The following is a 24,628-nucleotide window of genomic DNA, read 5'->3' as shown; positions in this document are numbered from 1 at the left end:
CCTTCTATTTTAAAAGAAAACGAGTTTCTTTTATCTTAACATACTGGTTGTTTTGTTCAGTTTTCAAAGAGCAAATTCATTTAATCGCTTCGTAACAGCGACTTTTATAATATATCACTTTTAGCATCTCATGTCAACAATTATTTTTAATTAGTTGTCGTTAATTAGATGCGCCTTTCAGAAGCGACAATGAATACTATAGCATCCTTATCAATCAATTGTCAACAGTTTTTTCAAGAAATTTTTGCGATGTGTTTTTTTGTTTTGCGAACAAAAATAAAACCATCATTTTTGATCAAAAAGTTGAGCAACATTTTTTGAAAATAACACTTAAATTGGACATGGGTATCCTATTATCCAGAAATTCGACTTTAGGATTTTCAATTATTCAAAATCTAGAAAGTTTAAGATATGAGAATTCTTTTTCGCTGTCCCTTTAATCTTTAATAACTTTTTATCTATAATAAACCATAACTTCTTTAATCTAGATAAAGGAGGCTTAGACTATATTCCCCTTTAAAAACAGATACAGGAAATCGATATTTTTGTATGCTCATTTGATATTCTGTATTAATCGTTATTTTTTCCCAGATATCTTCTGTGAAGGCGTAATCCCTCTCTTTATAAATAATCTGGGTTTTATCATTTATTTCAATTGCTTGATTTTTACCTTCATCTTCTAATTCAACAACCAACTCAAATTTATCACCAGTTTTTTGTTTATTAATCACTTCGAAAGTTCCAAAAGAAGAAACGAAATACAAAAAGTGATTAGACATAAAATAAGCAATAACAAGACCAACAAATATGTAAATATATTTTTTCTTCATTCTATCCCCCTTTATTTATTTTTCTTTAGGCAAAGCGTAACATTTTTTCCCATTAATTGGGTATAATTAATTTGAAATTTTATTATTAATTCACCCATTCTAGGTTGATGTAAATGAACCTCCCCTTTTTTCTTGAACACATTATTGATATTCACACTCCTGAACTAAGTAATGATAATGACTCCAAATGCCGTCTAGATTTAAGTAACAAAGGCTGTGGTTTTTAATCTACAATAAAAATAAGAAGACTTTCATCATTGGGAATTCCTTCATCCCCAATGATGGTTAGTCACACTTATCGGATCTTTACGGGTAGTTAATCTCCCACCCACCTCCTTTGTTTCCTAGGGGGGTTCTGGGCTAACAATTAAAAGCCTTTGAATTATTCAACAGAAACAACAAATTAGGAGAAATAAAAAAAAAATTCCTATCAATAAGGGTTAGAATAAAGGTAGTATCGCACTTAACCTTTCTAGGAGGAGAGCATTGTATTCCGTCAGTTTATGAACAAACAAAAAAATAGAGCCATAGTTTGAAATTTTTTTCAAACCACGACTCCACCCTCACAAGTTGTGTATATGGTAACATAGAACTTTCAAATAAAAAGTTTAATACTCGGGGTACACAGAAAATACTTTTAAAGTTAATTTCAAGTTGTTGGAAACTAATTTAAACGGAAAAACATTCACCGAAAAATTCATTCATCATATTAAAGACGAAATAAAGGTATATTTCTACATATCTAATAATCTAGGTATCGTCTTTATTATCAATTGAGAGGAAAACATGAAAGGTACTACAAAGTATATAGCTTCGAGGGATAATTATTATAAGAAAAGAAAAACAGCCGTCATCTTGTCGATGTAAGTATAGGAACAAATCTAGTTATGAGGTAACCTAGATCCCCTAAAATTACAGTAGATACAAGAGGACGAGCCGAATGTCTTGTTGGATGGGCCTGAGTGGACTCGAACCACCGACCTCACGCTTATCAGGCGTGCGCTCTAACCAGCTGAGCTACAGGCCCATTATAAAAATAATGGAGCGGGTGATGGGAATCGAACCCACGACATCAGCTTGGAAGGCTGAGGTTATACCATTTAACTACACCCGCGCAATATAATAAATTTGTACTTCAGATTCAATCTCGACCAACATGCCTCTCCATCTACAAGCCTATTCAAGGAAGTCAATACTTCGAGGCAACTCGTAGATTATTCGGTAGAAGTGTCGCTCGTGGCTGAGGTTATACCATTTAACTACACCCGCATATATAATAGATTGATAGAAAAGTAATAATGGTCGGGAAGACAGGATTCGAACCTGCGACCCCATGGTCCCAAACCATGTGCTCTACCAAGCTGAGCTACTTCCCGATAATAATGGCGCGCCCGAGAGGAGTCGAACCCCTAACCTCTTGATCCGTAGTCAAACGCTCTATCCAATTGAGCTACGGGCGCAATAATGTAATAAAATAAATTATAGTTCATGATGCGGTCGAGAGGACTTGAACCTCCACGGGATTAACTCCCACTAGGCCCTCAACCTAGCGCGTCTGCCATTCCGCCACGACCGCAAATATTAAAAGTGAGCCATGAAGGATTCGAACCTTCGACCCTCTGATTAAAAGTCAGATGCTCTACCGACTGAGCTAATGGCTCGTAATATTTAAAGGTTTTAGTTCTTTTCATAAAAAAATACTATTGCATCAATAGTATTTAAGACCCGCCATTAAACTCTAACAATACATGTAAAGCAGATTAATATAAGGAATTAATACAAAAAGAAAAAATGGCTGGGCCACTAGGATTCGAACCTAGGGTACACGGGATCAAAACCCGATGCCTTACCGCTTGGCTATGGCCCAATTGAATGGCGGTCCGGACGGGACTCGAACCCGCGACCTCCTGCGTGACAGGCAGGCATTCTAACCAACTGAACTACCGGACCTATTTATAAAGATGACCCGTACGGGATTCGAACCCGTGTTACCGCCGTGAAAGGGCGGTGTCTTAACCGCTTGACCAACGGGCCACTATGTAAAGTGGCGGAGAAGGAGGGATTTGAACCCTCGCGCCGCTATCGCGACCTACACCCTTAGCAGGGGCGCCTCTTCAGCCTCTTGAGTACTTCTCCAATATGGCTCCACAGGTAGGATTCGAACCTACGACCGATCGGTTAACAGCCGATTGCTCTACCACTGAGCTACTGTGGAATAAAATTAATTCTTCTATATTCTACTGCATTAACATATGTCTATTTTCAACATTTATTATTAGCAGCGACGTTTTATATAATAAACGATTTAAAGTGGATTGTCAACTGTTTATTAAGATTTTTTTATCATCGCAAAACTTAAAAATAAAAAATCCGAAACAGCTTTATTAATTTATCATGGATAAAAAAATCCGTCAACATTTTTGTAAAAGTTGTAGGAAAACAACGTAAGTCCGCTTTTCCTAGTTACCATCTTTCATAAAGGATTCACTAACACGCATCCTTATAAGGTATAAGTTATTTTTAAGAAAGTTTTATTTTCAACATGAACAGACTTACTTTCTACATAAGTGTAACTTTCGCAGAAGCTAATAACGAACGCCAGTATTTCAAAAACGTTTTTATTCTTCCATTAATATAAGCCTACCTCTACATTTACCGCACCTATATTTATTTGTATCTACTCTACGCTTTCTCTTATATTCATAGTGACAGTCTTTACATTTATATAAGTACTTATACATATTTGCTTGTGAAGGCAAAGGTTTGCAATGCCTTGGAGATCCGGTCTTTTTTAATAATCTCTTAAAATCTGCATCTCCGTGTTTATACCCTTTTCCCTCTATATGTAAATGATAATGACATAATTCATGCTTAATGATTCCGATAAATTCACCAGTTTCCGTCTCTACAGCATATTTTGGATTTAACTCAATTAATCTTTCAGATGGTAAATACCTACCTCCTGTTGTACGTAAACGATGGTTAAAAACCACCTTGTCTGTGTAAGGTTTACCGAAGAATTTCAACGATATATCATTAACCAAATTAAATAATGATTTCTCATTTAATGGATCCATTTGAAAACACCTCATTATACTTCTATATCTTATCATATCATAAAAGTAAGTTATATAATCATTCTGTTAGTGACCTTTAAATAACTTTCACTCTTACCAATAACATTTACTTGTTTAAAATTATTGTAATTAAATATTGATTTTTAATTGTAATGTATTATAATATGAATTGGGAGTGATTTTAATCCATTCCCGATTATCACATTAAGTGATAATCGTCCTTTTCAATTCATATGGATTTAAATATATACACACTACATAGATTTAAGGTTAAATCTATCAAAGTAGTAATCTTAGATTGCAAGAATAACTATTATTCGGAAGGGGATAATACAATGAGTGAAGAAAAGAAAAAACTAACTACCGCATTTGGTGCTCCAGTACCTAATGATGATGATGTTAAAACGGCAGGTAAACGCGGTCCACTATTAATGGAGGACTTCTGGTTTATTGAAAAGCTTGCACATTTCGATAGAGAAGTAATTCCTGAACGCCGTATGCATGCAAAAGGTTCCGGTGCATATGGAACATTTACCGTAACGAATGATATTACTAAATATACAAAAGCGGATATTTTCTCCGAAGTTGGTAAGAAGACGGATATGTTCATTCGCTACTCCACTGTAGCTGGTGAACGTGGTGCACCAGACGCTGATCGAGATATTCGCGGTACAGCAATGAAGTTCTATACAGAGGAAGGTAACTGGGACTTAGTTGGGAACAACACTCCTGTTTTCTTCATGAGAGATCCTAAGAGATTTCCAGATTTAAACCATGTTGTTAAACGCGATCCAAAAACAAATATGCATAGTTCACAAGCAAACTGGGATTTCTGGACATCACTTCCTGAAGCACTTCACCAAGTAACGATTGTAATGAGTGACCGAGGAATTCCAGCAAGCTACCGAAATATGAATATGTTCAGTAGCCATGCGTACAGTTTAATTAATGCAAATAATGAGCGTGTATGGGTGAAATTCCACTTTAAAACACAACAAGGTATTAAAAACCTAACAGATCAAGAGGCTGAAGTTTTAAGAGGTAAAGAACCAGATAGCCATCAAAAAGATTTATATCATGCTATTGAAAATGGGGACTATCCAAAATGGACCATGTACATTCAAGTCATGACAGAAGAACAAGCAAAGGAATTGCCGTACAATCCATTTGACTTAACAAAAGTTTGGTATAAAAAAGACTTCCCTTTAATTGAAGTTGGGGAAGTTGAACTTAATCGTAATCCTGAAAACTATTTTGAAGAAGTGGAGCAAGCTGCATTCGCACCAACCAACATCGTTCCTGGTATTGGATTCTCACCAGATAAAATGTTACAAGGTCGCCTGTTCTCATACGGGGATGCACAACGTTATCGTTTAGGTGTAAACCACTGGCAAATCCCAGTTAACTATCCGAAGAACGCAAAGAATTTCCATCCTTACCACAGAGATGGTCAAGGAAGAGTAATCCCTGCTTCTGGTGGTCGAATCTCCTACTCTCCAAATAGTTATGGAGAATGGCAAGACAGTAAAGAACATCAAGATCCATTATACGATGGTGGCGGAATCGGATACTATGATTTCCGTGAAGACGATGATCTTTACTTCGAACAACCTGGTAAGTTATTTAACCTAATGTCTGAAGAGCAACAAAACCAATTATTCGGAAATACTGCTCGTGCAATGGAAGGAACAACAAAGGACATCCAATTACGACATATTACCAACTGTTACAAAGCTGATCCTAAATATGGTGAAGGTGTTGCAAAAGCTTTAGGAATTTCCCTAAGTGAAGTAGAAGCTGCAATTGGTGTAGAAAAATAAACCACAAAAAACCAAGGTGAACTAAAATGTCACCTTGGTTTTTTTCATTATCTAATTCCATTACTTCTCATTCCGTACCATCGATAAAGCAACTCTTCCTTTATCCACATCAATATCTTCTACCCATACGGTAACAACATCCCCGACTGATGCAATATCCATTGGGTGTTTGACAAACTTATTCGCCATTTTTGATATGTGTACAAGCCCATCCTGTTTGACACCAACATCGACAAACACACCAAAGTCTACCACGTTACGAACTGTACCTTGCAATTCCATACCCGGTTTCAGATCTTCTAATGTCATGACATTTTGTTTCAATAATGGTTGTGGAAAGTCATCACGCGGGTCTCTTTCTGGACGACTTAATGCATTTAAGATGTCTACTAAAGTAGGTTCTCCAATTTCTAATTGTTCCGCTACTTCTTTTTTATCCAATCCATTTATTTTATCTCGGATTTTTTCTGTCCCAATATCACTTATCGTACAGTCCATCATTTCTAAAAGTCTTTCTATACTAGGATAGCTTTCTGGGTGAATGGGAGTTCTATCCAATGGATTCGCTCCATCAATAATGCGTAAAAATCCAATAGCTTGTTCATAAGTCTTCGCACCAAGTCTTGGTATTTTCTTCAATTCTTGACGCTTCGTAAATTTCCCCTCTTCATTTCTGCGTTTCACAATATTATTTGCAACGGTTTTGCTTAAGCCTGAAACATATTGTAATAAAGAAGAAGATGCTGTATTCACATTTACACCCACTTGGTTTACGGCTGTTTCTACAACAAAGGTTAATGACTCATTTAATGCTTTTTGGCTTACATCATGTTGATACTGACCGACACCAATTGATTTAGGATCGATTTTCACAAGTTCTGCCAATGGATCTTGTACACGGCGCGCTATAGAGGCTGCACTCCGCTGTTCTACTTGTAGGTCAGGAAATTCCTCACGGGCAAGTTCTGAAGCAGAATACACACTTGCTCCAGCTTCATTAACAATGATGTAAGGTATGCTTAGCTGATTGTTAGAGATAACATCTGAAATAAATTGTTCGGTTTCTCTTGATGCTGTTCCATTTCCAATCGCTACTAATTCAATATGAAACTTCCTTACGATTTCCATAACTATTTTCTCAGATCCAACTACATCATTCTTTGGTGCAGTCGGATACATGACCCCAACATCAAGTACCTTTCCAGTTTCATCCACCACAGCTAATTTACAACCTGTACGATAGGCCGGATCGACACCAAGAATCGTTTTTCCTTTTAATGGCGGCTGTAATAATAGATTTTTTAAATTTACTGCAAAGACATCAATCGCTTGTTCTTCTGCTTTTTCAGTTAAGCTCGCTCTAATCTCTCTTTCAATGGATGGTTGTATTAAACGCTTATAACTATCTTCTATTGCCGCCTTCAATATTGCCTTGATTTCTTCGTTTGTTTGTTTTTTAATGACTTTATTCTGTAAAAATTCATGAATTCGTTCTACAGGTGGTTCAATGGATACCTTTAATATATCTTCCTTTTCCCCACGATTTAATGCTAGGATTCGATGGGAAACAAGCGAGCGAACCGCTTCATGATATTCATAGTACATGCCATAAACACGTTTTTCATCTTTTTCTTCATCTTTTACTTCTGATTCAATCGTTCCTCGCTTAAATGTTTCTTCCCGAATATAATCACGAAACTCCGCATCATCTGAAATCCATTCGGCGATAATATCATTTACTCCCGCCAATACATCTTCCACCGTATGTAATTCGTGTTCTTCAGAGAAGTATTTTTGCGCTTCTTCTTCTACTTGAGAAATTTCTTGATCCCAAATTAATTCAGCAAGAGGTTCTAGTCCCTTTTCTTTTGCAATCGTTGCTTTTGTTCTTCTCTTTTGTTTATACGGACGATATAGATCTTCCACTCTTTGCAGTTGGGTTGCGGCTTTTATTTCCTTTTCTAAGTCATCAGTTAATTTCCCTTGTTCCTCTATAATCCGAAGAACTTCTTGTTTTCTTTCTGATAAATGGACCGCATATTGATACCTGTCTTGAATATTTTTAATCTGAACTTCATCAAGTCCACCAGTAACTTCTTTCCGATACCTGGCAATAAAAGGGACTGTATTTCCTTCACTTAATAATTCAATAACCTTTTCCACAATATTGACTTTTACTTCTGTATCTTTAGCTACTAGTCCTACAATATCTTGTTCCATATCTACTGCCATTGATAAGCCTCCTTAAGCAATCATTAGAAAACTTGGCACCCACTATTAGGCTGGGTAGACGCCATAGTTACACTTATGCAAATCTTTACGGTGGGGCAAGTAATCGGAGCCCCAAACAGGAAAGATCTTTATACTTTCCTTCCTGCAAAAACGTACAACCTCCCTATATCTTACCACATTGTGTTTTAACGTGAACTTTTTAAAAAACTAAGCATCCCCAAGCCTTTTGGGAGGTGCTTAGCTGCTCCAAGGCGGACCTTTACGGTGGGGCGAGTATTCTGGCTCCAGTCAGGAAGTTTTTCACACTGCCTGTCTGCCAAACATGAAAAAAGACCGACACCCCTACTCTAATGTCAGCCATCTTACGCATCTCTATAACTCATTGCTATTAACGTTGTATCATCAGAACGATCCTCTTTGCTTATGAATTTATAAGCCCTCGTTATACTCTCCACATCTTTCTTATTCTCAAAGGATAACTTGGTTAATTCACTATCCAGTACCCCATCAGAAAACATAATAAAATTCGAAATTCCTTCAAGTTTTCCCCTTATTACTTTACATGGCCTTTTAAAACCACCTAAATAACCTGTATTAGGAATACTACGTTTTTTCTTTCCGCGAATAACTTGTAATATCCCGATGTTTCCGACAGAAGAAAAAGAATAAGAACGTTGACTAAAATCCATTTTTAATATTCCTAATACAACTCCTCGTTTCCCTATTAATTGTTCATTGGCCTTGGATAGGATTTGTTCTACTTCAACATCCGGGTTCTTTTTTATAATATCTATGACAATTTCAGATGATTCGTTTGCATATTTTCCACTACCAAGACCATCTGCTAGCGCACAAATGAACCCTTTCTCTGTTTCTTTGTAGAAGTAACTATCTCCGCAATAATAATTGCCATTTTTCGGTTTTTGGAAGATAGAAACTTCTATTTTGTTATTTGTAAAACTCAATCGAAAACCTCCGTACTATTAGATTGAATGGCTTCTCGCAACCTTCTTAAAGCTCGTCTTTGCAGTCTAGAAACATGCATTTGAGATATTCCTAGTTTTTCTCCTGTTTCCTTTTGGCTCAAATTCTCGAAATATGTAAATCTTATAATTTGTTGTTCCCGTTCTGATAAAACTGGGAGGATTTTTTCCAAAATAATCTTGTAGTCGATGGTGTTATAACCACCTTCTTCAGATCCAATTAAATCAATTAATGCAACCGTTCCACCTTCAGAATCCGCCTCAACCTTTTTATCCACAGAGAGTGCATTGTAACTTTTGCCCATTTCCATGGTTTCCAAAATTTCCTCTTCTGAAGCATCCAAGTAATCTGCTATTTCTTTAATAGTTGGAGATTTTTGATTCGTAGCCATTAAAACATCTACCGCTTTTTTAATTTTAGGGCCCAACTCTTTAATACGACGCGGAACATGGACACTCCACGTTTTATCACGAATATAACGTTTAATTTCACCAATCATTGTTGGAATTGCAAAAGACTCAAATGATTTTCCAAATGATGCATCGTACCTTCTAACTGCAGCTAATAAACCAATCATTCCTACTTGTACGAGGTCTTCGTGTACTGTAGAGTTTTTCGAATACTTCATAGCGATGGATTCTACAAGGTTTTGGTATCTAAGAATAATTTTCTCTTGTGTGGCCTTATCTTCAGGGTTTTGTTGGAGATGTTCTATCCACTGGTAAACCTCATCTCTTCCTTTATGATTGGCTTGAGACTTGGTCATCATCTAAGTCCACCCCTACCCCATTTAAATACTTCGTCATTAACACAGTAACTCCATCCAGACCATTATTGATTTGAACCTTATCCATCAAAACTTCAATTAAAAATAGTCCAAATCCGCCTTCCCTGAGATCCTCCATTGATTCAGACTTTTTGTAGGGTCCTATTTTACTTTTCACCTCGTTTAATTGGAAACTTTCTCCGTCATCAGCCACCATTACTTCTAAACGATCCTCATATACACCAAAACTAATGGTTATTTCTCCTTCTCCCTCTTTGACACCACCATGTGTAATAGAATTCGTAATCGCCTCCGAAATGGCAACCTTAATATCTTCAATTTCCTCATAAGAAAAGCCTATTCGATTCGCTATTCCAGATAATGTCAAACGAATCACACCAACATATTCCGCTTTTGCTGGTATTTTCATTTCTATCAAGTCAACATTGCTCATATCATCTCTCCACCTTGTTGATGCGTTCTAAATCCATAATTTCATGTAATCCAGTTATGTTAAAAACACGGTAAACACGATCACTAAGATTAATCATCTTTAATTTACTACTATTCTCGTTCGATGACTTTAACGCACTTATAAAGACCCCTAAACCCGTACTATCCATATATGAAACGAATTCCATATCAACTTCGACTTCATTTCCGGTCATTTTTGTCAGAGGTAATAATTTTTCCTTTAGTTGTGGTGCAGTGTAAACATCAATTTCCCCCGAAAGACGAACTACACTTTTATTTCTTTCCTCCACAATATCAATGTTTAGTTCCATTATTCTTCCCCCCTAGTTCTTTAGCTCTATATAACCTTTTATCACGTTAATTATCGTTAGTAGACTTTACCCAGTTTCTAAAGACTTCAAACTTCTTTTTTTAAGATGATTAATGTAAAGTCATCTCTTCGTTTAAAATCTTGAAGCTGTTCGAAGTATTTAAATACATGTTCGACCATTTCTTGCGCAGAAAGATCTTTATATTTCTTAATAGGATCCAGCACTTCCTGAGTTTCAATAAATCGACCTTGGTCTTTTGTTTCTGTTACCCCATCCGTTAAGAATATGACCATATCACCTGGTTTCATTTCTAACATATATTCTTGATACTGAACATTCCCTAGCACACCTAAAGCTAGACCCTTCGTTTTTAATTCTGTAAACTTGTTTTCTTTTGCATTGTAATAAAAGCCAGGTTCATGACCCGCTGAGGAAAATCGAAGTTTATTGTCTCTAGGGGAATACTGTGCATAAATCATGGTAATAAACATATTTGGATCAACGTTTCTCTCCACTACACGATTAAGATTTTCCAAAATAACGTTAGGTTTCATAGATTCCTCTGGATAACTATCTATTGCATATTTAATCATGGACATGGACAATGCTGCAGGAATCCCTTTTCCAATCACATCGGCTATTGCGAGACCAATTGTGTCATCTTTCCCTTTAACAAAATGATAGTAGTCTCCATTTAATTGATGCGCAGGTACACTAATTGCCCCAATGTCTATCCCTTTCGCTTGAGGAATTTCTGTTTTTAAAAGTGTATTTTGCATTTTTGCCGCTACGGAAATCTCAGACTGAATAGCAAATTGTTTTTCCTTTAAAGATTGTATTTCTTGTTGTTTGATCCCATAGGAAATCATCGCTTCCAACAGAAAGTTCATAGAATGCTTAACTTCTTGAGAAAGCTCCGGGTATAGCTCTTCTAATGCTTGAATGTGCATATCGACAATCTCTTCTGGCAATATATTATTCTTCAAGAAAGATTTACTCATCATTTCTACTCCATATAAGGAACGCTCATCTTGAGTTTCAATAAATGATTTTAATAAGTCTTTGTAACCTTCTATGCTTGAATTGATTACTTCCCCCATATACTTCCTCCTAATCCATTTGCGACTCTACTAAAAATTGATAAGTGCATACGTCTAAATATGTATACACCTATCAATCTAGTATCATTAACGAACTAACTTCTTAGTAGTAATTTTCGTTCCTTTTCCCATTTCAGATTGGATAACAAATTCATCCATTAATCGTTTTACTCCAGGAAGTCCAGCACCTAAACCTCCTGATGTCGAATATCCATCCTGCATTACTTGACCAATATCTGCAATGCCCGGGCCTGAATCTATTGCTATTATGCTTAGTCCTTTACTTTCCATTGTATCTATTTTTTCAAATATTATTTGACCACTTTTGGCATACAAATAAATATTTCGGGCTAGTTCCGACACAGCTGTTGCAATACGTGCTTGGTCCACAATTCCAAACCCTAATTCTTTTGCCATATCTCTTGCAACATGTCTCGCACCGACTATATCCCATTCTTTTTGTATTCTTACGCAGGACGATTGAGGTTTCATGAATTATTCCCCCAATTCCTGATGTAATTTAATAAGGCCTTGCTCTAAATTTAACGCAGTTGGGATATTTTGTAAGTGAATTCCTAATTCAATTAACGTCATAGCAACTGCTGGTTGTATGCCAGTTAAAACCACTTTCGCCCCCATCAGATCTGACATCGCTACAACATCCCCAAGAACTTTGGCAATGAATGAATCAATGATTTCAACCGATGTTAAATCGATGACAACACCCGTTGCACCAGTTGTATAGATTTTGTCTAGTAGGTCTTCTTGAAATTCTATCGCAGTTTTATCATCTATTTCCGTTTGGATAGAGATTAATAGATAATTATGTAATTTTAAAATAGGAATGCGCATCTAATTACTCCCCTTTTAACGATTCAATTAAGTCTCCAATGTTGTCTTCACACGGCGTTACATCGGTTACTTTTCTATTTGTCATTTCTAAAGCTGCCATGAATCCTTTTTTCAACGAACTTTTCGTAGGGAAATTAGTTAAATCAATACCCAAATTTACAATGGTTTGTGCGATTTCTGGTCGAATACCTACTAAAATACACTTGGCTCCAATTAACCGTACCGCCTCAGCAGCTTGAATCAAATGATGGGCAACCATCGTATCAACTACTGGTACCCCTGTAATATCAATTAAAACTACTTCTGAATTATGAGTAATGACACCTTGAAGTAAGCTTTCCATAATTAACTTTGCTCGATCTGTATCAATGGTTCCGATTAGCGGCATAATGGTAATGCCTTCAATCACAGGAATAAGGGGGGCAGACAATTCTTGCAAAGCAACACGTTGTAAGGAAACGATATTCTCCCAATTTCCAGTATATTCATTTACTAATACACGAATTATCGGTTCTACCCAGCGATCCACACTAGATAAAACATTGGTTATGGAATCCGTATCCATACTATCCGATTGACTCAAAATAAAATTAATCGTTACTCTTCTAAAGACTTGTAAACCATCTGTAATATAGCTTAAAGGCCAGCCGAGGCTGATAATCTTTTCCGAGAATGTTTCAACCGCCTTTATGGCCCCTTGATTTTTAATACTCGTAAAGATAACCTCTACAAATTCCCGGTTCGTATTATCGTACATATCATCTGATATCGTAGCGGTACGATTAGCTTCTTTTAATCTCGCAACTTCCTCAAGCCACATTTCTACAATCGTTTCACTATTTTCAACAACAATCCCTTTAAATTTAGAGTCCATATATGATCCTCCGTTTTGAATATAAAAGTTATAAATATTGTTTCATAATATAATATTTTCTGCAAACAAACATAATATATTATAGCACAAAATGAATACTCATAGTGTATCCTGATATCTTGCTCACCAGTGCTGATATCCCAGTGGTGTTTGCTGATATTTTATCCATGAGTACTGATATCCGTGGTGGTTTACCGATATCTTGCTCACCAGTGCTGATATCCCAGCGGTGGTTGCTGATATCTTGGCCACGAGTACTGATATCCGTGGTGGTTACCGATATCTTGCTCACCAGTGCTGATATCCCAGCGGTGTTTGCCGATATCTTGGCCACGAGCTCTGATATCTCAGTGGTATATGCTGATATCCTAGCAAACAGGACGATGGACCCGTACTCCATCATCTACACATATCCCAATTCTTCCTTCAACTTTTTGATCTTCAACCTGGTGGCTTCTACTTCTTCCGGATCAACCTCCATCCCTTTATTCCGATCTTCTACTCGCCTATTCTTTCCCTTTTGTTCTTTAAACCAATCCGGAACCACTTCACGTCGTCCACTAGTAAAATAATGATAGTTTCGCCGCTGTTTCTTATTTCGAAATTCTATGTCATCTTCTCTCACTTCATTCATACTTCGAATCCCTTTCTTTTCCCATGCCAGCAAGATACTCTTCACTGTCCCCAAACTTGCTTTATTCCGCTCCAATGCTCGCTTCATCGCTTCCATCACTAACAGCTTTCCTACGTCATCCACCCAGCAGCTCAATGACTCCATGACGAAAGGGCTCATTACACCAAAGTTTTCTTGATAAAACTGAAATACTTCCTTTTCCTCGTTTTTTCGTTTCGTTACCTCTTCCCCAGCCGACTCCTTTTCAGTTGAAATCTTTTCTACTCCATCCATACTCGAATCCTTCTGTTGTTGCTCATCTCCTCTTTCCATCAAACTAATCATCCGATAAACTGGAGCTTGATTACCACCTTGAGGTTCATAGACAATGTATCCTTTTTCTTTTAACTCCGTACGTGCCCGTTTAAAACTAGATTCAGTCAAACCTGATTTAACTCTTAACACCGTCCCTGCCACACGAAATTCGCACCTCCACCTAGTCTTATTATTGATATGCATCAGCGCATACCATAGGGCAATTGCCGAACTAGATAGTGGGTTATATTCAATAGAATCATAAAATGCATTCATTTCCTTTATGTAATTCATCCTATTCATCCCTTTCATGTTCTTCATTTGTATGTACTTTTCGTTTTTAGTTTTCTTCCTTCTGTTCGTCCTTGGTTTTCTTTCGGATGAGATCGATGGGGCGATTGCGAATGGTGTAGTTGAAGTAAGTGGCGAGGTGGCCTTTATTTGGCTCATATTTTTGGTAGGCGGTCCACATGGCAAACAACCTTTCTGATTAAAAGTCACCTAGTGGATCTCGAATGCCAAGCTTGTGCATGTGATAAGAAATACGTTTCTCATTTTGTTTAAAAATCTCTTCAAACTTATCGTTTTCCTTCAATTTAAAAACCTCCCTTTTTTTCTGTGCCGCTTTTATCATAATCAAACCAGTAAAAACGGTAAAGGAGGCTAACTTCGCAAAAACGACAAACTTCGACATATTTCTACTAAATTCTACCCTGATTTCTTGCAAAAATGACGTTTCTGCAAGAGGTTTTGTAAGTTAGCAAGTTTTTGCATCTTTTTGAACTCCATTTTGTCTTTTTTTGTCGAATGAAAAAAACAATCTAAAAAACACCCTGCCAGGCCGTCCGTAGTAGAAGTAGATATGTTTTTGTTTTGTTTCGTTTTGTTTATATAATGTGCTCGCTCTTCGGTTCGTTTTGCAGTTCTTTTACCGGGCCATACCTCGGCCTATAAGCAGTCCGTATAGAGGTCTAAGTTGTAAAAATCCCTTTTCCGAAAATGATCAAACGTTTGTTTGAGTTTTCGCCTTTAACTTTATGTTCCAAAATAAGCGCTCAAAATAGCCCACCACCTTTTTTGGTGATGAGCTCGCTTCAAACTTGTTAAACACATTGAACTGTTCAACATCTTCATAATACGATGTAGAATCCCCATTCATTAATCGGCCAACAATTGAAATATTTGTGGCTTTGTACAACCGCTGTTAGTACTAAGCTAAATTGAGCAATCAAACTGAATGCCTCATATGTCATCATCGGCATCATCCCCTTTCTTTAAAGGAAGTTTAGCCGCCACCTTGCTTTATGTAGATGCTATGTAATATTCCTTTCCTCTGAATATCGTTTAGTTTGAAGGTAGCCATAGACCTGTCCCTATGGTTCTCTAAATGTATATGTCTGAATTAAATCAAATTATAATAAATCATTGCATTAATAAGTGAAATATATGATCCTCTTTCCTTCTAGTGCCGGAACCAGGCTTCTTTTTCCACTTTCAGGCACTCATCCGACTCACCATATCAGAACACCCCCATAAATTCTAACGTTATAACAATTGCCGGTAAACCATTATTAAATATATGTACTAATATAGAATCTAAAATATTTTTCCTTCTGTGATAAGACAAGAAAAAAACGACACCCATACATCCGTACATTAAAAAGGAAATAATATTTGTCGGAGAATGCATGAGGCCAAAAACTAATGAAGTTATGATCAATGGCAACCAAAAACGTTTCTTACTAAACAATAAATTAGCACCTATCCCCCGGTATGTTAATTCTTCCGCTATTGGCACAAGAATACTTAGTGATAGTACAAATAGGAAAAAGTAAAACGCTAAGAAATCCCCCGAATTATCCGTTATGGACATTATTGCTTCATCATTAGCTGTCATGTCTTCTCCATGTATCCAAGTAATTAACAATGTACCAACTACAGCAATAACTCGTGCCATCAAAAAGAAAAGAAAGGCAAATCCAAGGTCACGTAATCCTATTTTTTGTGCTTTTTCATTCGAATACCTGATATATCTTTTCCACAAAAATATGATTATGCTAATAGTTAGTACAAAAAAAACAATTCCAAATACACTATTTACCATGGTTGAAAATTGACTTTGGGATCCTATTAAAATAACTAATATTTGCAAAGGTGCAAGTGATAATATCATAAATCCAATAAACTTTAGTATGCTAAATAAGCGTTGTTTCATATTTCTTTCTCGTTTTGTATTATTTATTTGTTCCATAAAACCCTCTCTTTCCCCTATTTATTAACATTACTCATCACATACGACTTGTTAATTAATTTAACATTTCCACTGTTAAATACAAGGGGTAATTAGGATATAAACATAAAAGAGGCAGGGACATAACTAGCCAAAAATAGTAAAATAAAAACGTTCCAAGCAATAAAAAATTTGATTATTTATACTCGTATCGCTTAACAATCGCTCCTATAATGTAGTAATAATCGGGCCATCCTTTGTAAGAATAATCGTATGTTCGTATTGAGCTACAAAGCTTTCATCGGTTAAGAAGGTCCATCCATCTTCGGATTGAAAAACTTCCTCTTCCAATGTAGAGATAAAAGGTTCAAAGGCAATTACCATACCTTCTTTTAAAATCTCATCATCCCAACGAGAGTAGTAATTAAAAATATGTTCCGGTGCTTCATGAATAGAGCTCCCGACACCGTGTCCGGTAAGATTTTTTATGACTGTTAAACCATGCCGTTTTGCCACATTGTGTACAACTTTTCCGAGCGCACTTTTTTTCGAACCTGGTTTTGCCTTCTTAAGTCCGGCGTCAAATGCTTCCTTAGCAACGTCACATATTTTCTGTAAAATTATCTCTCCATTCCCAACCACAAAGGAAATTCCGGTGTCTGCAAAATAACCGTTTTTCGAACCTGAAACATCAATATTAACAAGGTCCCCTTCTTGAATGACCCGTGCCCCCGGAATCCCGTGCGCTACTTCTTCATTTATGCTAATACATGTATATCCAGGGAAATCATATTCTCCTTTTGGTGCAGAATGAGCCCCCGCCTTTTCAAAACTCCCTCTCGCAATTTCATCGAGTTCTTTTGTAGTAATTCCTGGTTTAGTACAATGGACTAATTCATCTCGAATCGCTCCACAAATTTTACCAATTTCTTTTAATCCATTAAAATCCTCTTCAGTCTTTGCAATCATTGTATACCCTCACTTTTTAAAGTAGTTTGTAATCAGAGTTCCATTTAGATTCTAGCATAAAGAAGACTTCCATCGTGGGAGTTTTCCTTCATCCCCCATATTTTAGGAGGCCTTCCTTTTTTCTCAATTGCCATGAATCTTATCATTTCCGGATTAATATCGAGTCGAAATGCAATACGTTCTTTTCCCCTTTAGCTAGGGAGCGACCGTAAGTAAGCCCACGCAAAAATTTACAAAAGCTCCCCCCTCACCCACATTCCTTTCGATTGTATTTATGAAAGGAGGTGAGAAACAGATGGCAGCATTCGAATTAACAAAGTCTACGTTACAACTTGTTTTAAATGATGGGAATGATTTAAAAACTGGTATGCCAGTCTACAAGTATAAGAGTTTTAACAATGTAAAAACTTCCGCAACGGCGGATCAGCTATATGCTGTAGCCAGCGCTTTTGCTAGTTTACAAGATCGCCCATTGTACAACATCATTCGTAAGGACACGGCTGATGTTACTGCTGAGTAACGGCCGACAAAAATAATAGAAAGGAGTGAGAGAGTTGAGAAAATTGGAGCTTAAATTTATAAATGAAGATGGAAAAGTAGTTACATTTTCACTAGAGAATCCAATCGAACCAGCAGATCCTTCAGCTGTTAGCGCTGCAATGGATACGATCATCAACGAAAATGCCTTCACATCTACTGGTGGGGATTTGGTAGAAAAGCATAGTGCTCGAATTGTGGAAAACACTGTGGAAGAAATTGATATTGAAATTTAATCTTAAAAATTTAGGCCAGCGGATGTTATCGCTGGTCTATTTTTGCAGATAAGGTCTTTACCCAAGCATTGGGCGAACGCTAACTTTTCTAACTAAACAAAGACTGGAGGTTTTTCTATGGAAGCTTGGATAGCATTCATCACAGATGTAGGTTTCCCTGTCGCTGTGACGTTTTACCTATTACACCGTGTCGAGGGGAAACTAAATCAATTGATTGAATCGATACATGCCTTGCCGGAGAAAATGAAATGATTGGCTTAGCAGCTTCACTTTTTAGTGGGGCTGTTTTACCTCCGTTTATGTAAATAATACCCCACTTTTAAACTTTCCCTTGTGACTATCATACTTCTAAGTGGGCATTTGTTTTTCGCGAAATTTTGAAGTTGTAACGTAGAAATCCAAATAGGAATAGGAAAAAGGCGACGGAATAATGCTTTCTTCTTCGCATTCCGCTACTCATTCACCTTATGATAGCTGTTCTTATAATAGAAAATATCTCATTAGCAGGAAGTTATATATAAGGAAAAAGCTCAAGGATAAGTTTCACCTCAAGCTTTTTTCATTTACGTTTCCACTATTAAATACAAGTGTTAATTAGGTTATATGCATGAAAGAGCAGACTCATGAAGTCTACTCTTTCTCATTAAACTGCTTTTGCAATTACTACTATGCGTCCTCGATCCAATTCTTCTTCAAATCGTTGAGCTTCTAAATTAGATAATCCTAAAGATTCCATTTTAGAGCGCAATTCATCTCCACGAGAACGAAATACATTTGCTATGGAATTAACGATACCTTGTTCCGCCACTCCGATATCATTTGTATTCATTGCATTTGTTAGATTTTCAGAGTGATCTTTACTATGGGCCAATAGGTAGACCTCATCTCTTGTAAAACCTTGATTTAAAAATTGCTCAATTGCCTCTTTTGCTTGTACGTCATTTTCTACTAATTTTACCTGTTCGATTTTAACTACCTCCTAGATTAGAATCGTGACTAGTAGATTTTTCGTGATTAGGGTAAGTAAGAAGTGTAACTTAACTTCTTACTAGATATATAACCGTTATGTAAGAATTAAAACTACTTTTTTATGTAAAAATTTCATTTATGTGTTTTTACCACAATGATACAGCGTCTACCTTTACCAAAATAAAAATACCCTCTCCTAAATTAAGGAAGGGTACTCTTTAATGACCGTTGTAAATCTCTTTCAACCCGAGACTTATTTCTAAGGCTTGGTTAATTTTTTTCATCATTTCTTCATCTAATTTTGTTATCCTGTCAGTTAGTCGTTGCTTGTCTAATGTACGAATTTGTTCTAATAATATTACCGAATTACGATCAAACCCATATTTTTTGGCATCAATTTCAACATGGGTTGGTAGTTTTGCTTTTTGTATCTGTGCGGTGATTGCTGCAACAATGACAGTAGGGCTAAATCGATTACCGATGTCGTTCTGTAAAATTAATACTGGGCGAACTCCACCCTGTTCTGATCCAACAACCGGTGATAGATCAGCGAAATATACCTCGCCTCTTTGAACGATCAAATTAATTACACCCCGATCACAGTACGCTTAAAGGTGATTTCAGCCTCCTCTTCAGCTTGAAAAGCTTCCGAAGCAATGGTTAGATTAATGCGGCCCATTTCTTCATACCCACGTCGCATTGTTTCACGAAATTGCTGAATATGTTCATTCTTTTTATGTTGGAGATAATTTCTAGTTGCCTGACATATGAAATCACTTAAGTCACTATTTTCATATTTCATTAATCCATCCACCTCATTTAGTAGGTTTGTTGGTAATTTTACCAGTACTTCTTGTAAACTCTCTGACAAACCAATGCACCTCCGCCAACTGTTGAACGTTCTTTTAAAATGTCTACTCTATAATAGCATTGAATACCTTAGTTTGCAAAGGGGTCACGTGAGTTTTTTTAGAGAAATAAGAAAGAAAGAATAAAATTTTGACGTATTTCATTTTATTATAGGAATAGCCTTGTCTAGCCCCAGCCCCCAGGGACTAGTGGACTTCCCTCTCTTCCATATATCTCTAACCGGACGCTTGTGCTTTTGCTCTAAAAAACTACATTTAATCGTAATATCATTCCAAAAAACAATCACCTTTCAGCAAATTTCGTATGATCCTATATACCGCTTTATAAAAATGCACTCCTGTAAACTATATGCAATTATAAAAAAAACATACATCATTTTTAATTAAATCCATCATTGTTATATTTTTCCAAACAAAAGCAGACCCCCCTTTCTTAGCTGTGAGCCTGCTACAATATTCCATGTTATTTCACTGCTTTTACTTGAACGGATTGCGCAACTTGAATAAGCTCTTCCTTTGTTAATTCCTCACTAGAAAGTTGATAATTAACCCCATTGTAATTCCATTCAATTTTATTTTCATCTAAGGCTGCGATTGTATTTCCTAAATTAACAATATCTCCTTCTACTTCTTGTGGAGAGCTTAAAGTCGGTACTACATCTAAACGTTCTTGAATCAATGTAAAGTGTTTTTCTCCTGCAAAAGTAGAAATAATTCGTTTTCCATTTTCTAAATCAACTTCTCTTTGTTCTTTCACTTCAGCTCCAGCTGTAAACTCAGGCATTACTACTTCCAAAACATCTTCAGTAGTATCCTCTTCTACCTCGGTAGATGTTTCCTTACTAGCATCATCATTGGATGGCATGTTTTTCTCCATAGAGAAATCATCTTTTTTAAATGTAGGATTCAACTCAAAGTTAGAAAACTTCACTTCTACCAAAGCATTTTCGTCTTTGTCCAACACTTTTACTAAAGTAGGGGTATAGGTTTTCTTATCAAAATGTACTTCTTGGAATGGTAAATTGTTATTACTTTGATAGTTTGTTTTCGTTTTAAAAATATAACTATTTTCCGTTGACTTAAACGTTGCTTCCTCATCCCCGGCAATATCTTCTATCAGTGATTGGTATAAATATGGCTGACTTCCGTTATTCGGCCACTCTGTCTGGAATTTAAAACTTTTCTCTAGTGCAGGTGTTAATACAAAAACACCTTCCTTATTTTTCAAGATAATTTGCTTACCTTTTTTGTCCGCTTCACTTGTAAGAGCAATTCTGTAAAAATCTTCTTTTTGATGCCAAATATCAATATTGAATTTTTGTTCCTCTTGACCCGTGTTCATCGACATTTCGGCTGCTGCTTTATACCCTGACATTTCTTCAACATTCTTCTGGAGTTCTCCTACAACATCTTCTTGCGACTTTTCCCCACATGCTGCTAAAACAAGCACGATTAAACCGAATACCATCAGCTTTAAAGATAAATTTAGTCTTTTCATTTACATATCTCCCTTGTCTCAAAACATCAGGGAACTTGATATCACGCAGTTTAGAAAAGGGTACGATATACGTTTGGAATACCAGAAATAACATCAGTTGCCATTAAATCATAGTAAGTGTTCTTTTCTTCTATTTGTAAATCTGCCGCCTTACCATGAACATAGCATGCATTACACAATGACTGCAGTAGATCATCATGTTGTAAAACCATTGCTAGTATGATTCCTGTTAAAACGTCACCACTACCACCTTTTGCAAGTCCTTGGTTTCCTGTTGTATTTACTATTTGTCTGCCGTCTGGAGAAGTAATGATCGTAAACTTCCCTTTTAATACAACGTAAACCCCATATTCTCTAGCAAAATCTAAAGAATATTGAAATGGCGATAATAAGAGTTCCTTTATAGATACATCTAATAACATTGCCATTTCCCCTGCATGTGGCGTTATAATCGTTGGCGCTTGTCTCTTCTTCACTATCGATAGACTGGATTTCAGATGGTATAATCCATCCGCATCAATGATAAGAGGACAGTTTGCTTGCATGATTGTTCGCACTAAATTCGTCGTTCCTTCTTTTCTCCCCATTCCAATACCAATGGCTATCGCATCATAATTGGAAGTGGAAATAGAAGTATCATTTACAAGAAATCCATTCACGTCAGAAAGAGGTATGCTCATTGCTTCCGGACAATTAGATGTAATGATTGGGATATTCTCTTTAACCGTAGCTGCAGTTATTAAACCCGCTCCAGCTTTTAAAGCCGCTTGTACAGTCATTGTGATGGAACCAGGCATCACTAGACTTCCTCCAACAATTAATCCTCTACCGTGATTTCCTTTATATGAAAATGGGTTTCTTTTTGGCATCGTTTCCTTAAAAAGTTGTTCACTCCATAGCTCCCTTTTGGAAAATTGGCTTAACACCTTTTTCGGAAATCCAATCGATACGGTTTCCCACTTTCCATAAAAAATTGCAGTCGTTTGGAGAAAAGCACTTAACTTCGGAGCACCAATCGTAAATGTATAGTCGGCTTGTACACTTTCAAAATCTGTTAAGCCTTCATCTGAAGGAAGTCCACTAGGAATATCAACAGAAATAATCATTACATTAGCCTCATTGATTTTCCTTACATATTCCTTAATTGGGCTTCTTAACGGACCATAAACTCCTATTCCTAATATACAATCAACTAGGACGTCCGTTTGTGAGAGAATGATGTCAAACTCATCATTCTCCTTTAATAAAAAGACATCTCCACCGCAATTTAGAAATATTTGCTTATGATAGCTTGCATCCCCACCAATCTTCTTATCCGGAACCAATTGTACCGCTTGTACTCGGTAACCATCTTCCATCAATGTCCTTGCGATAACAAACCCATCACCGCCATTATTACCTGGACCAATAACGATGGTGACCCTATCCTCTTTCCTAATTACTTGTTTTACTTTTTCACTAACGGCTCTACCCGCATTTTCCATTAATACTTTTCCATCCAGCCCGATTTCCTTCATTGTGTAATGATCCACATCGTACATTTCTTCTGCAGTGACAATATTCAACTTGTTCCCTCCTGCTGCATTAAAATATATGAGACAACCTATACAAATATGCAAATGTTATTCTTGTTCCATAACAACCTGGGCAACAGCATAAGATTTACTATGAGTAATCGATAGGAAGATTCTCTCTTTCTCTAAGCCACGAACTTGGACGATAGGAGCACCTAATTCATTTGGTAAAACTTCTATATGTTGAAAGCTTAATTTACCAATCCCGGTACCTAATGCTTTTGCAACAGCTTCCTTTGCGGCAAACCTTCCTGCTACAAATTCAATTCTGCGGTTGTTATTTTCTAATGTATAATATAAATCTTTTTCCTTTTTAGTTAAAATTCTATCTATAAACTTTTTATTCTTTATACTTTTTTGAATTCGATCTAATTCAATAATATCAATACCGATGCCTTTTATCATATGAAAACTCCTAACTTTATACCTTCATAATAGTCATTGTTCATGATTTTAAGTATTATAATAGTTAATAGTACACATATTTAAACTATATAGAAATTATTTTAATTTTGGGAGGAATTACCCTTACAATGTTTATTCGTTATGAACGAAGTATTAAAGAATTTATTGTGAATTATCCGATCGTCTCTACTTTAGTTATTATCCATCTCGTTTTATGGATTATTATAGACTTCCTCTCGCTTCCATTTGGTGCGTTAATTGAAGCTTGGGGTGTTGGCAGTAATTTATTAGTTGCCGAGGGACAATATTGGCGGTTAATTACTCCGATCTTTTTACATGGAGATTTGATGCACGCCTTATTTAACTCCTTTTCCCTTGTTTTATTTGGTCCAGCATTAGAGCAAATGGTTGGTAAATCAAAATTCCTGTTTGGCTATTTTGGAGCGGGAATCATAGGCAATATCGGAACTTTCATTTTTGGTCCGGAAAATTATTGGCATCTTGGTGCCTCAGGAGCAATTTTTGGATTGTTTGGTATTTATGTATTTATGGCAATGAATCGGAAACACTTGATAGATCAAAGTAGTGCACAAATGATCCGCGTGATTTTAATTTTCGGTCTTATCATGACCTTTTTCCGTTCAGGGATAAATGTATATGGGCATTTGTTTGGTTTTATTGGTGGTTTCCTTCTTGCACCACTCGTTTTAAAAAATGCGAGAATTTATTCTCCATGGGGAAATAGTAATCGTCACAACTATCATTATGATGCTAAGGAAGTTCAATTTAATCCAAACCGATGGAGAAGGAAAAGATGGCTTCCAGAAAATATAAGAAAAAATTGGTTACTAATTATCATTGGAATTTTAGCTGCCATTGGACTTTTGAGTAGATTTTTTTAGTAGGGAGTCCGAGTGCTGATATTTAAGAATGAGTACTGATATACGGGAATGACTGCTGATATCGGAAGGTCGAGTACTGATATTTGAGAATGACTGCTGATATCCGGGGGCAGTGCTTTTAAGCCCCCTTAATCCATTGGACACGTAAATATATAAAAAGTACAATACTTTTAATCGTGTACCACTTGGGA

General features: G+C 36.5%; 28 protein-coding genes and 11 tRNA genes. 5 read left to right on the top strand and 34 right to left on the bottom strand.

The annotated features are described in order from the left end of the window. Nucleotides 1-479 precede the first annotated feature (479 nt). The 13 genes from KM885_RS15945 to KM885_RS15885 form a co-directional block, all read right to left on the bottom strand. Entirely contained in the window at nucleotides 480-830 is a 351-nt protein-coding gene (locus tag KM885_RS15945) for a hypothetical protein (protein ID WP_047186559.1), read from the bottom strand. A gap of 953 nt (nucleotides 831-1,783) precedes the next feature. Next, a tRNA-Ile gene (locus KM885_RS15940) sits at nucleotides 1,784-1,857 on the bottom strand. A gap of 13 nt (nucleotides 1,858-1,870) precedes the next feature. Continuing rightward, a tRNA-Gly gene (locus KM885_RS15935) sits at nucleotides 1,871-1,944 on the bottom strand. A gap of 185 nt (nucleotides 1,945-2,129) precedes the next feature. After that, nucleotides 2,130-2,206 (bottom strand) — tRNA-Pro (locus tag KM885_RS15930). A 7-nt stretch (nucleotides 2,207-2,213) separates the two neighbouring features. Then, a tRNA-Arg gene (locus tag KM885_RS15925) sits at nucleotides 2,214-2,290 on the bottom strand. Nucleotides 2,291-2,322: 32 nt separating this feature from the next. Then, a tRNA-Leu gene (locus KM885_RS15920) sits at nucleotides 2,323-2,406 on the bottom strand. 12 nt (nucleotides 2,407-2,418) lie between these two features. Beyond that, a tRNA-Lys gene (locus tag KM885_RS15915) sits at nucleotides 2,419-2,491 on the bottom strand. A gap of 131 nt (nucleotides 2,492-2,622) precedes the next feature. Beyond that, nucleotides 2,623-2,697: transfer RNA gene (locus tag KM885_RS15910), tRNA-Gln, on the bottom strand. Nucleotides 2,698-2,703: 6 nt separating this feature from the next. Continuing rightward, a tRNA-Asp gene (locus tag KM885_RS15905) sits at nucleotides 2,704-2,780 on the bottom strand. Between the two features lie 12 nt (nucleotides 2,781-2,792). Further along, a tRNA-Glu gene (locus KM885_RS15900) sits at nucleotides 2,793-2,864 on the bottom strand. Between the two features lie 11 nt (nucleotides 2,865-2,875). Next, nucleotides 2,876-2,966 (bottom strand) — tRNA-Ser (locus KM885_RS15895). 4 nt (nucleotides 2,967-2,970) lie between these two features. After that, nucleotides 2,971-3,045: transfer RNA gene (locus KM885_RS15890), tRNA-Asn, on the bottom strand. A gap of 403 nt (nucleotides 3,046-3,448) precedes the next feature. Further along, nucleotides 3,449-3,907, bottom strand: coding sequence for a SprT family protein (locus KM885_RS15885; RefSeq protein WP_047183649.1), 459 nt, complete (start codon nucleotides 3,905-3,907; stop codon nucleotides 3,449-3,451). 335 nt (nucleotides 3,908-4,242) lie between these two features. On the opposite strand from KM885_RS15885, the gene KM885_RS15880 reads away from it, so the two are divergent. Beyond that, a complete protein-coding gene (locus tag KM885_RS15880; protein WP_047183650.1) occupies nucleotides 4,243-5,727 on the top strand; it encodes a catalase in 1,485 nt (494 codons plus the stop codon). A 60-nt stretch (nucleotides 5,728-5,787) separates the two neighbouring features. Here the strand turns inward: KM885_RS15880 and KM885_RS15875 are convergent, their stop codons facing one another. The 15 genes from KM885_RS15875 to map form a co-directional block, all read right to left on the bottom strand. Next, nucleotides 5,788-7,947, bottom strand: coding sequence for a Tex family protein (locus tag KM885_RS15875; RefSeq protein WP_420874575.1), 2,160 nt, complete (start codon nucleotides 7,945-7,947; stop codon nucleotides 5,788-5,790). A 374-nt stretch (nucleotides 7,948-8,321) separates the two neighbouring features. Then, nucleotides 8,322-8,924, bottom strand: coding sequence for a PP2C family serine/threonine-protein phosphatase (locus tag KM885_RS15870; RefSeq protein ID WP_225344141.1), 603 nt, complete (start codon nucleotides 8,922-8,924; stop codon nucleotides 8,322-8,324). Next, on the bottom strand, nucleotides 8,921-9,712 hold the full coding sequence (gene sigB, locus KM885_RS15865; RefSeq protein ID WP_060668397.1) for an RNA polymerase sigma factor SigB: 792 nt from the start codon (nucleotides 9,710-9,712) through the stop codon (nucleotides 8,921-8,923). Before sigB ends, KM885_RS15870 begins: the two co-directional genes overlap by 4 nt. After that, on the bottom strand, nucleotides 9,684-10,163 hold the full coding sequence (rsbW, locus tag KM885_RS15860) for an anti-sigma B factor RsbW (RefSeq protein ID WP_060668398.1): 480 nt from the start codon (nucleotides 10,161-10,163) through the stop codon (nucleotides 9,684-9,686). Before rsbW ends, sigB begins: the two co-directional genes overlap by 29 nt. A 1-nt stretch (nucleotide 10,164) precedes the next feature. Further along, nucleotides 10,165-10,494 (bottom strand): STAS domain-containing protein, encoded by a 330-nt coding sequence (locus KM885_RS15855; protein WP_047183654.1) that lies wholly within the window; start codon nucleotides 10,492-10,494, stop codon nucleotides 10,165-10,167. An 86-nt stretch (nucleotides 10,495-10,580) separates the two neighbouring features. Beyond that, nucleotides 10,581-11,594 carry a PP2C family protein-serine/threonine phosphatase gene (locus KM885_RS15850; protein ID WP_047183655.1) on the bottom strand — a complete coding sequence of 338 codons (1,014 nt, stop codon included), beginning with the start codon at nucleotides 11,592-11,594 and terminating at the stop codon, nucleotides 10,581-10,583. A gap of 87 nt (nucleotides 11,595-11,681) precedes the next feature. Continuing rightward, nucleotides 11,682-12,086 carry an anti-sigma regulatory factor gene (locus KM885_RS15845; RefSeq protein WP_047183656.1) on the bottom strand — a complete coding sequence of 135 codons (405 nt, stop codon included), beginning with the start codon at nucleotides 12,084-12,086 and terminating at the stop codon, nucleotides 11,682-11,684. A 3-nt stretch (nucleotides 12,087-12,089) separates the two neighbouring features. Beyond that, nucleotides 12,090-12,446, bottom strand: coding sequence for an STAS domain-containing protein (locus KM885_RS15840; protein ID WP_047183657.1), 357 nt, complete (start codon nucleotides 12,444-12,446; stop codon nucleotides 12,090-12,092). A 4-nt stretch (nucleotides 12,447-12,450) separates the two neighbouring features. Continuing rightward, complete coding sequence (locus KM885_RS15835) at nucleotides 12,451-13,320, bottom strand: RsbT co-antagonist protein RsbRA (RefSeq protein WP_216884250.1); 870 nt, start codon at nucleotides 13,318-13,320, stop codon at nucleotides 12,451-12,453. A gap of 79 nt (nucleotides 13,321-13,399) precedes the next feature. Next, nucleotides 13,400-13,723, bottom strand: coding sequence for a hypothetical protein (locus KM885_RS15830; RefSeq protein WP_047183659.1), 324 nt, complete (start codon nucleotides 13,721-13,723; stop codon nucleotides 13,400-13,402). After that, the gene (locus tag KM885_RS15825) at nucleotides 13,724-14,542 is read right to left on the bottom strand and encodes a DnaD domain-containing protein (RefSeq protein ID WP_216884249.1); all 819 of its coding nucleotides are present in this window, start codon (nucleotides 14,540-14,542) and stop codon (nucleotides 13,724-13,726) included. It lies immediately after the preceding gene. A gap of 46 nt (nucleotides 14,543-14,588) precedes the next feature. Then, nucleotides 14,589-14,720 carry a sigma factor gene (locus tag KM885_RS17995; RefSeq protein WP_083381189.1) on the bottom strand — a complete coding sequence of 44 codons (132 nt, stop codon included), beginning with the start codon at nucleotides 14,718-14,720 and terminating at the stop codon, nucleotides 14,589-14,591. Nucleotides 14,721-15,378: 658 nt separating this feature from the next. After that, complete coding sequence (locus KM885_RS18160; protein WP_255449129.1) at nucleotides 15,379-15,504, bottom strand: hypothetical protein; 126 nt, start codon at nucleotides 15,502-15,504, stop codon at nucleotides 15,379-15,381. 263 nt (nucleotides 15,505-15,767) lie between these two features. Continuing rightward, nucleotides 15,768-16,499 (bottom strand): type II CAAX endopeptidase family protein, encoded by a 732-nt coding sequence (locus KM885_RS15815; RefSeq protein WP_052771605.1) that lies wholly within the window; start codon nucleotides 16,497-16,499, stop codon nucleotides 15,768-15,770. A 207-nt stretch (nucleotides 16,500-16,706) separates the two neighbouring features. Beyond that, a complete protein-coding gene (map, locus tag KM885_RS15810; protein ID WP_216884248.1) occupies nucleotides 16,707-17,447 on the bottom strand; it encodes a type I methionyl aminopeptidase in 741 nt (246 codons plus the stop codon). Nucleotides 17,448-17,742: 295 nt separating this feature from the next. On the opposite strand from map, the gene KM885_RS15805 reads away from it, so the two are divergent. From KM885_RS15805 to KM885_RS15795, 3 genes are all read left to right on the top strand, one after another. Continuing rightward, nucleotides 17,743-17,967, top strand: coding sequence for a DUF1659 domain-containing protein (locus tag KM885_RS15805; RefSeq protein ID WP_145543064.1), 225 nt, complete (start codon nucleotides 17,743-17,745; stop codon nucleotides 17,965-17,967). A 34-nt stretch (nucleotides 17,968-18,001) separates the two neighbouring features. Then, entirely contained in the window at nucleotides 18,002-18,220 is a 219-nt protein-coding gene (locus KM885_RS15800; protein ID WP_145543066.1) for a DUF2922 domain-containing protein, read from the top strand. Between the two features lie 117 nt (nucleotides 18,221-18,337). Then, nucleotides 18,338-18,472, top strand: coding sequence for a YvrJ family protein (locus KM885_RS15795; RefSeq protein WP_082918171.1), 135 nt, complete (start codon nucleotides 18,338-18,340; stop codon nucleotides 18,470-18,472). A gap of 391 nt (nucleotides 18,473-18,863) precedes the next feature. Here KM885_RS15795 and KM885_RS15790 read toward each other — a convergent pair whose 3' ends face one another. From KM885_RS15790 to acpS, 6 genes are all read right to left on the bottom strand, one after another. Then, entirely contained in the window at nucleotides 18,864-19,187 is a 324-nt protein-coding gene (locus tag KM885_RS15790; RefSeq protein WP_047183666.1) for a YflT domain-containing protein, read from the bottom strand. Nucleotides 19,188-19,407: 220 nt separating this feature from the next. Further along, nucleotides 19,408-19,770 (bottom strand): type II toxin-antitoxin system PemK/MazF family toxin, encoded by a 363-nt coding sequence (locus KM885_RS15785; RefSeq protein ID WP_047183667.1) that lies wholly within the window; start codon nucleotides 19,768-19,770, stop codon nucleotides 19,408-19,410. A gap of 5 nt (nucleotides 19,771-19,775) precedes the next feature. Continuing rightward, nucleotides 19,776-20,060 carry a CopG family ribbon-helix-helix protein gene (locus tag KM885_RS15780; RefSeq protein ID WP_047183668.1) on the bottom strand — a complete coding sequence of 95 codons (285 nt, stop codon included), beginning with the start codon at nucleotides 20,058-20,060 and terminating at the stop codon, nucleotides 19,776-19,778. A 461-nt stretch (nucleotides 20,061-20,521) separates the two neighbouring features. Then, nucleotides 20,522-21,556 carry a LolA family protein gene (locus KM885_RS15775; RefSeq protein ID WP_047183669.1) on the bottom strand — a complete coding sequence of 345 codons (1,035 nt, stop codon included), beginning with the start codon at nucleotides 21,554-21,556 and terminating at the stop codon, nucleotides 20,522-20,524. Between the two features lie 50 nt (nucleotides 21,557-21,606). Next, on the bottom strand, nucleotides 21,607-23,121 hold the full coding sequence (locus KM885_RS15770; protein ID WP_047183670.1) for a bifunctional ADP-dependent NAD(P)H-hydrate dehydratase/NAD(P)H-hydrate epimerase: 1,515 nt from the start codon (nucleotides 23,119-23,121) through the stop codon (nucleotides 21,607-21,609). A 57-nt stretch (nucleotides 23,122-23,178) separates the two neighbouring features. Then, the gene (gene acpS, locus KM885_RS15765; RefSeq protein ID WP_047183671.1) at nucleotides 23,179-23,535 is read right to left on the bottom strand and encodes a holo-ACP synthase; all 357 of its coding nucleotides are present in this window, start codon (nucleotides 23,533-23,535) and stop codon (nucleotides 23,179-23,181) included. A 128-nt stretch (nucleotides 23,536-23,663) separates the two neighbouring features. On the opposite strand from acpS, the gene KM885_RS15760 reads away from it, so the two are divergent. Continuing rightward, nucleotides 23,664-24,437 carry a rhomboid family intramembrane serine protease gene (locus KM885_RS15760; protein ID WP_047183672.1) on the top strand — a complete coding sequence of 258 codons (774 nt, stop codon included), beginning with the start codon at nucleotides 23,664-23,666 and terminating at the stop codon, nucleotides 24,435-24,437. Nucleotides 24,438-24,628: the final 191 nt, after the last annotated feature.

It is taken from the genome of Oceanobacillus caeni (genome assembly GCF_019037185.1).
GTDB classification, from domain to species: Bacteria; Bacillota; Bacilli; order Bacillales; family Amphibacillaceae; genus Oceanobacillus; species Oceanobacillus caeni.
The sequence above is the reverse complement of the archived record's forward strand: the minus strand, read 5'-3'. Positions and strand labels throughout refer to the sequence as shown.

Excerpts from the sequence above, each read along its gene's own strand:
- KM885_RS15945 (WP_047186559.1), bottom strand. The coding sequence starts at position 830 with ATGAAGAAAAAATATATTTACATATTTGTTGGTCTTGTTATTGCTTAT.
- KM885_RS15885 (WP_047183649.1), bottom strand. The coding sequence starts at position 3,907 with ATGGATCCATTAAATGAGAAATCATTATTTAATTTGGTTAATGATATA.
- KM885_RS15880 (WP_047183650.1), top strand. The coding sequence starts at position 4,243 with ATGAGTGAAGAAAAGAAAAAACTAACTACCGCATTTGGTGCTCCAGTA.
- KM885_RS15875 (WP_420874575.1), bottom strand. The coding sequence starts at position 7,947 with ATGGAACAAGATATTGTAGGACTAGTAGCTAAAGATACAGAAGTAAAA.
- sigB (WP_060668397.1), bottom strand. The coding sequence starts at position 9,712 with ATGATGACCAAGTCTCAAGCCAATCATAAAGGAAGAGATGAGGTTTAC.
- rsbW (WP_060668398.1), bottom strand. The coding sequence starts at position 10,163 with ATGAGCAATGTTGACTTGATAGAAATGAAAATACCAGCAAAAGCGGAA.
- KM885_RS15855 (WP_047183654.1), bottom strand. The coding sequence starts at position 10,494 with ATGGAACTAAACATTGATATTGTGGAGGAAAGAAATAAAAGTGTAGTT.
- KM885_RS15850 (WP_047183655.1), bottom strand. The coding sequence starts at position 11,594 with ATGGGGGAAGTAATCAATTCAAGCATAGAAGGTTACAAAGACTTATTA.
- KM885_RS15845 (WP_047183656.1), bottom strand. The coding sequence starts at position 12,086 with ATGAAACCTCAATCGTCCTGCGTAAGAATACAAAAAGAATGGGATATA.
- KM885_RS15840 (WP_047183657.1), bottom strand. The coding sequence starts at position 12,446 with ATGCGCATTCCTATTTTAAAATTACATAATTATCTATTAATCTCTATC.
- KM885_RS15835 (WP_216884250.1), bottom strand. The coding sequence starts at position 13,320 with ATGGACTCTAAATTTAAAGGGATTGTTGTTGAAAATAGTGAAACGATT.
- KM885_RS15830 (WP_047183659.1), bottom strand. The coding sequence starts at position 13,723 with ATGATGGAGTACGGGTCCATCGTCCTGTTTGCTAGGATATCAGCATAT.
- KM885_RS15825 (WP_216884249.1), bottom strand. The coding sequence starts at position 14,542 with ATGAATTACATAAAGGAAATGAATGCATTTTATGATTCTATTGAATAT.
- KM885_RS17995 (WP_083381189.1), bottom strand. The coding sequence starts at position 14,720 with ATGTGGACCGCCTACCAAAAATATGAGCCAAATAAAGGCCACCTCGCC.
- KM885_RS18160 (WP_255449129.1), bottom strand. The coding sequence starts at position 15,504 with ATGATGACATATGAGGCATTCAGTTTGATTGCTCAATTTAGCTTAGTA.
- KM885_RS15815 (WP_052771605.1), bottom strand. The coding sequence starts at position 16,499 with ATGGAACAAATAAATAATACAAAACGAGAAAGAAATATGAAACAACGC.
- map (WP_216884248.1), bottom strand. The coding sequence starts at position 17,447 with ATGATTGCAAAGACTGAAGAGGATTTTAATGGATTAAAAGAAATTGGT.
- KM885_RS15805 (WP_145543064.1), top strand. The coding sequence starts at position 17,743 with ATGGCAGCATTCGAATTAACAAAGTCTACGTTACAACTTGTTTTAAAT.
- KM885_RS15795 (WP_082918171.1), top strand. The coding sequence starts at position 18,338 with ATGGAAGCTTGGATAGCATTCATCACAGATGTAGGTTTCCCTGTCGCT.
- KM885_RS15775 (WP_047183669.1), bottom strand. The coding sequence starts at position 21,556 with ATGAAAAGACTAAATTTATCTTTAAAGCTGATGGTATTCGGTTTAATC.
- acpS (WP_047183671.1), bottom strand. The coding sequence starts at position 23,535 with ATGATAAAAGGCATCGGTATTGATATTATTGAATTAGATCGAATTCAA.
- KM885_RS15760 (WP_047183672.1), top strand. The coding sequence starts at position 23,664 with ATGTTTATTCGTTATGAACGAAGTATTAAAGAATTTATTGTGAATTAT.